We start from the raw sequence: 5,849 nt of genomic DNA, 5'->3' as shown, positions 1-5,849 counted from the left end.
GCGAGCACCTCGCCACCTTCGTGATCGCGCTGGTCCTGCTGCCGCTGACGCTCCTGATGAACTGGCGGCTCGCCGCGTTCAGCCGCGCGAGCACGGTGCCGGCCGCGACTCGGTCGCCGTGATCGGCGAGCACCTCGGTGAGCGTGCCCGGCACCTCGAAGCCGACGCGCGAGAGCACCTGCGCCTCGATCGTGCCGAGGCCGAAGACGCGGATCGGCACGTCGCGCTCGAGCACGGCGACCGGCACCGCGAGCGGGCGCCCGGTCGCGTACCACCAGGCGCCGGCAGCGGCCGCGGCGAGCAGAATGGCGAGGACGAGGAGGCGACGGACGCGCATGGGATCCCGAGGGGATGTTGCGTCTTGATGTGCCAGCGCCGGGCCACGCCCGCGCTGACCTGGATCAATCGCCGCCGCTCATCCCGGCGCCGGGGCGCGGGGCCGCATCGCCTGCACCGCGAGCAGGATCAAGCCGAGCGCGATGCCGACCCAGTGCGGCGCGGGGATCGTCAGCCCGCTCGCCCATTCCAGCAGCCCGTCCACGGCTGCCGGGAAGATCATCAGGATGCCCGCGAAGGCGGTCGCCCAGCGCTCCCAACCCGCCATGGGCCGGAGCCCGAAGCCCTGCGCGGCGGCGGCGAGCAGGCCGAGGCCGAAGGTCGCGAGCGCCGTGATCCAGGCGACGTCGCCCCAGGTCATCCCGGCCGAACGCTGCAGCAGGAGGCCGATGCCGATCGGATCGGTGACGAACAGGAAGGGCAGCAGGAAGGCGGGCAGGGTGTACTTCCAGGCCATCAGCGTGGTGCGGTAGGGGCCCGCGCCGGTGATCGCGGCGGCGGCGAAGGGCGAGAGCGCGGTCGGCGGCGAGACCTCGCTCAGCACCGCGTAGTAGAAGATGAACATGTGCGCGGCGTAGTCCGGCACGCCGAGCTTGATCAGCGCCGGGGCGGCGATCACCGCGGAGATGATGTAGGAGGCGGTCACCGGCACGGCGAGCCCGATCACCCAGACGATCAGACCGGTATAGACCGCGGTCAGCGCGAGCGAGCCGCCGGCGTAGCTGATCGCGATCTCGCTGAACTTGAGCCCGAGCCCGGTCAGGGTGACGACGCCGACGATGATGCCGGCGCAGGCGCAGGTGGCGGCCACGTTCAGGACCTGGATCGAGCCGTCGCGCAGCGCCGCGACCGCCTTGCCCGGACCCATCGCGCAGTCGCGCCGGAGCCACGACAGCGCCGCCGCCACCGCGCTCGCGTACACGACCGAGAGGGTCGCCGAGTAGCCCCAGAGCAGGAAGCCGACGATCGAGACCAGCGAGGTCAGGTGGAAGCCGTACTTGCGGAACAGCACGCCCGCGCTCTCGGTGCTGTAGCGCTCCGCGTCGGCCCGCGCATCGACGCCCATGCGCCGCTGGTCGAGCTCGACCATGAACAGGAGCGAGGCGTAGTAGAGGCAGGTCGGGATGATCGCCATCTGGATCACCTGCAGGTAGGAGATCTGCAGGAACTCGGCGATCAGGAAGGCGGCCGCGCCCAGCACTGGCGGCGAGATGATCGCGCCGAGCCCGCCGGCGGCGAGCATCCCGCCGGCATCGTGCGGCGCGTAGCCCACGCGCTTCATCATCGGCCAGGCGACCGAGCCGAGCGTGACGGTGGTGGCGACACCGGAGCCCGACGGGCCGCCGAGCAGGAACGACGACAGCACGACCGTGCGGCCCGCGCTCGTCGCCTTGCCGCCCATCAGCGCGAAGGAGAAGTCGACGAAGAACCTGCCCGCGCCGGTCACCTGCAGCACCGCGCCGAAGATGGTGAACAGCGCGATCAGCGAGGAGGAGACGTCGACGGCCGTGCCGAAGATGCCGTCCAGCGTGATGGTCAGGTGCGGGATCAGGCGCACCTGATCGTAGCCCTGGTGCGTCCAGGGCGCCGGCAGGTGGTTGCCGAAGAAGGCGTAGAGCATGAAGGCGATGCTGATCCCCGGCATGATCGGCCCGGTGGTGCGCCGCGTCGCCTCGAGCACCAGCACGATCAGCATCCAGCCGACCATGAGGTCCATCGGCTCGGGGAAGATGTAGCGGTCGGTCAGCTCGTCGCCGCCGGCGACCAGGTAGTAGAGGACATAGAGCGCAGCGGCCGCGAGCAGCACGTCCCACGGCATCAGCCGGTGCCGGAAGCGCCGCAGCGCCGGATACATCAGGAAGGTCAGCGTCAGCACGAAGCCGACATGGATGTAGCGCAGGTACATCGTCGGCACGATGTCCACCGCGGCATAGAGGTGGAACAGGCTCATCGCGATCGCGAGGATCGTGGTCAGCCACAGCAGCGGGCCGCGATAGCGGTTGAGCGCGCCCTCCTCCTGCTCGATCAGCGCCTCGACCTTGCCGGCGGTCTCGTCGTCGAGTGCGGCTGCCTCGGGCGGCAGGTGATGCTCGTGCGCCGCGTCGCTGCCGCGGCCGTGCTCCGTCCGTGCTGTCGTCACGCTGCGTCCCCCGAAACGCCGGGGCCGCCCGCCCGCGGGCGAGCGGCCCCGCAGCACACCCGCGGTCAGCCCAGCACGGCGCCCTGGGCCTTCCAGTAGGCCTCGGCGGCCGGGTGCCAGGGAATGCCCGCCGCAGCGGATTTCTGGTTCTCGAGCTTGAAGTCCTTCGCCGCGGCGTGCACGCGGGCGAGCTCCTCGCGCCCCTCCCAGATGTTCTTCACCAGCGCGGTCACCAGCTCGCCCGGCATGTCGGCACGCACCGCGACGATGTTGCCGACCGACATCTGCTTGTTCGGCCGGTCCTGGCCCGGGTAGGTGCCGGCCGGGATCTCCTCGGCGAAGTAGACGGGCCCGTACTTCTCGACGATCTTCGGCACGTATTCGGCGTGGTCGATCAGGCGCAGCTTGACCCCCGGGGTGGCGCCGAGATCGACGATCGCGCTGGTGGGCACGCCGGAGACGAAGAAGTAGGCGTCGAGCTTGCCGTCCTTGATCGCGTTGGTGCTCTCGGCGGGCGAGAGGCGCTCGCGCGCGGCGAAGTCGCGGTCACGGTCCAGCCCGACCGCCTCGATCAGGCGGAACGCCATCACCTCGGTCGCCGAGCCGGGCGCGCCGGTCGAGACGCGCTTGCCCTTGAGGTCCGTCATCGCGCTGATGCCGCGGCCCTCGACGGTCACCACCTGCATCCGGTTCGTGTACATCACGAAGATCGCGCGCGCCGGCACGGGGCGGCCCTGGAACCGCTCGCGCCCGTTCACCGCGTCCACGGCGGCATCCACCTGGGTCAGGATCATCCCGACGCGGCCGGCACCCAGCAGTTGCAGGTTGGCCACACTGCCGCCGGTGACCTCGACGGTCGCGCTCATGCCGGGGATGTTGCGGCTGAAGATCGCCGCCATGCCGCCACCGAGCGGGTAGTAGACGCCGCCGGTGGTTCCTGTCGCGATGGCGAGCTGCTGTGCTCCCTGGGCGCGCGCGACGCGGGGCGCGGCCAGCGTGGCGCCGACGGCGAGCCCTCCGAGGACGGTGCGGCGGGAAATGCGATCGTACATCGGTTTCTGACTCCTCCCTGGATGGCGCCGCCGGGTCGGGCCGGGCGGGCGCAGCGCGGCCAACCTACAGGACGGGACCGGAACGGGCCAGCGCTTGACATAGGGCAAGGCGCGCCTGCGGGGAGGCGGCTCTCATGCTCTCGCGCGCGGGGCCGGAGGGTTCTAGTCTTGCGCCGCCAGCACATGACCGCACGGAGGACCGAGTGATGAAAGCCCGCGACCTGATGACGCCCGATGTCGTGACCGTCGCCCCGAACACCCCTGTGATGGGCGTGGCCCGGCTGCTGGCCGAGCGGCACATCAGCGGCGTGCCGGTGACCGACGCCGACCGCAGGATCCTCGGCGTGGTCACGGAAGGCGATCTGATCAAGCAGGTCGCGGGCCGCCACGACGAGACGCCCGGCTTCTTCAAGAGTCTGTTCGCCGATCCGGCGAAGATGGCGCAGCAATACGTCAAGAGCCACGGCCGCACGGCGGCCGACATCATGACGCCCGATCCGCTGACCGTCACGGAGGACACGCCCGCGGGCGAGATCGCCGAACTGCTCGACAAGGAGCATGTGCGGCGCGTCTTCGTCACCCGCGACGGACGGCTCGTGGGCGTGGTCTCGCGCGCCGACCTTCTGCGCGCGCTGGTCTCGCCGCCCGCCGCCACGACCGGCGGCGACACCTCGGACGAGGGCATCTACCGTGCCGTCATGGCCGAGATGAGGAAGCAGCCCTGGGCCAGCACCTTCTACACCACCGTGGTGGTGAAGGACGGCGTGGTGGAGTTCTACGGCTACTGCGGCACCGACGAGTACCGCCGCGCGCTGCGCGTGCTCGCCGAGGGTGTGCCGGGCGTGAAGAGGGTCGAGGACCACATGGTGATCGGCCCGCTCTACGTGTATTCCTGACGGATCACTCCATCCTCGCGGGAGCCGCTCGGCGCGGCGGCTCCCGCACCGTCGCCAGGATCGCCGCCCCGCCCAGCAGGAACACGAGGATCGTCGCCATCCCCGCGCGCTGGCTGCCGAATGCCGCCGTCGCCCAGGCGAGCGCGGCCGGGCCGGCGAAGGCGGTGATGCGGCCCGAGAGCGCGAACAGCCCGAAATACTCCGAGGACTGCGCCGGCGGGGCGAGCCGCGCCATCAGCGTCCGGCTCGCCGCCTGGGCCGGGCCGAAGAACACGCCGAGCGGCAGGGCGAGCGCCCAGAACCACGCCTTGCCCTCGACCAGCAGCAATGCGCCGCCGATCGCGGCGAGCGCGGCGAGCGAGACCAGCACCGTCCGCTTCGGCCCGATCGCGTCGTCGACGAAGGCGAACAGCGCGGCGCCCGCGCCCGCCGTCACGTTCATCGCGATGCCGAGCAGGATGATCTCGTCCGTCGCCATGCCGAAGCTGCCGGCGGCGTAGATCGCGCCGAAGTTGAACAGCGTGTTCAGCCCGTCGGTGTAGAGCAGCCGCGCGACCAGGAATCGCGCCACTGCGCGGCGCCGGCCGAGCTCCGGCAGGAGCCGCGCCATCGCCGCCATCCCCGACCGGACCGCACGGCCGATCGGCGCGCGCCGGGGCGGGTCCGGCACGACGAGGAAGAGCGGCCAGCAGAACGTCCCGTACCAGAGCGCGACCAGCAGCGCGGTCGCGCGCACATGCTCGGCCTCGGCCCTGAGGAGGGGAAGCAGCGGCGGGTCGGGCCGGATCAGCAGCACGAGGCTGAGCACGAGGCAGGCGAGGCCGCCGAGATAGCCGAGGCCCCAGCCCCAGCCGGAGACGCGGCCCATCATCGCGCGGGGGGCGACGTCCACCAGCATCGCGTTGTAGAAGACCGTGCCGAGTTCGAAACCGAGCGTGGCGAGCACGACCACAGCCAGCGCGAAGGGCGCCGCGGCGGGATCGGGGCGCGCCCACCACAGCAGGGCCGAGGTCGCCACCGCCATGATCGTGAAGGCGGCGAGCCACGGCTTGCGCCGCCCCGCGCCGTCGGCGATCGCGCCGAGCGGCGGCGAGAGGAGCGCGATCAGCACGCCGGCGACCGCCATCGCGAAACCCCACTGCGCGGTGCCGGCGGTCTCGTCCTCCGCCACCGCCTGCACGAAGTAGGTGGCGAACACGAAGGTGCCGATCACGGTGGGGAACGCGCTGTTCGCCCAGTCGTAGAGGCACCAAGCGACGATGGCGCGCCGCCGCTCCGGGGCGAGCTCGGCGAGCCGTCCCGCCTCGGCGAACGGCACCGTCACGCGAGCGCGGCGACCGCGCGGGTGGCGACCACCACCGCCGGCAGGCCCGGCCGGTTGCCGAGTTCGGCGAGCACGCGCTCGGCCGCGACCCAGCGCGCACC

At 71.7% G+C, this 5,849-nt stretch carries 4 protein-coding genes and 1 pseudogene; 1 reads left to right on the top strand and 4 read right to left on the bottom strand.

Annotated features, from left to right (window positions below; translation table 11 throughout):
* From FK498_RS16790 to FK498_RS16780, 3 genes and pseudogenes are all read right to left on the bottom strand, one after another.
* Window positions 1-337: pseudogene (locus FK498_RS16790) on the bottom strand (biotin/lipoyl-binding protein); the annotation flags it as partial.
* Window positions 338-415: 78 nt separating this feature from the next.
* Window positions 416-2,476 (bottom strand): TRAP transporter fused permease subunit, encoded by a 2,061-nt coding sequence (locus FK498_RS16785; protein ID WP_237560990.1) that lies wholly within the window; start codon window positions 2,474-2,476, stop codon window positions 416-418.
* Between the two features lie 65 nt (window positions 2,477-2,541).
* Window positions 2,542-3,528: a TAXI family TRAP transporter solute-binding subunit gene (locus FK498_RS16780; protein ID WP_141856567.1), complete on the bottom strand. Its 987-nt coding sequence runs from the start codon at window positions 3,526-3,528 to the stop codon at window positions 2,542-2,544.
* 206 nt (window positions 3,529-3,734) lie between these two features.
* Between FK498_RS16780 and FK498_RS16775 the strand changes: the two genes are divergently transcribed.
* A complete protein-coding gene (locus tag FK498_RS16775; protein WP_237560989.1) occupies window positions 3,735-4,424 on the top strand; it encodes a CBS domain-containing protein in 690 nt (229 codons plus the stop codon).
* Between the two features lie 4 nt (window positions 4,425-4,428).
* Here the strand turns inward: FK498_RS16775 and FK498_RS16770 are convergent, their stop codons facing one another.
* The gene (locus tag FK498_RS16770; RefSeq protein WP_141856565.1) at window positions 4,429-5,748 is read right to left on the bottom strand and encodes an MFS transporter; all 1,320 of its coding nucleotides are present in this window, start codon (window positions 5,746-5,748) and stop codon (window positions 4,429-4,431) included.
* Between the last annotated feature and the right edge of the window lie 101 nt (window positions 5,749-5,849).

Origin of the sequence: Elioraea sp. Yellowstone (assembly GCF_006704265.1) — a bacterium.
Taxonomy (GTDB): domain Bacteria; phylum Pseudomonadota; class Alphaproteobacteria; order Acetobacterales; family Acetobacteraceae; genus Elioraea.
This window is presented reverse-complemented; position numbering and strand designations above follow the sequence as displayed.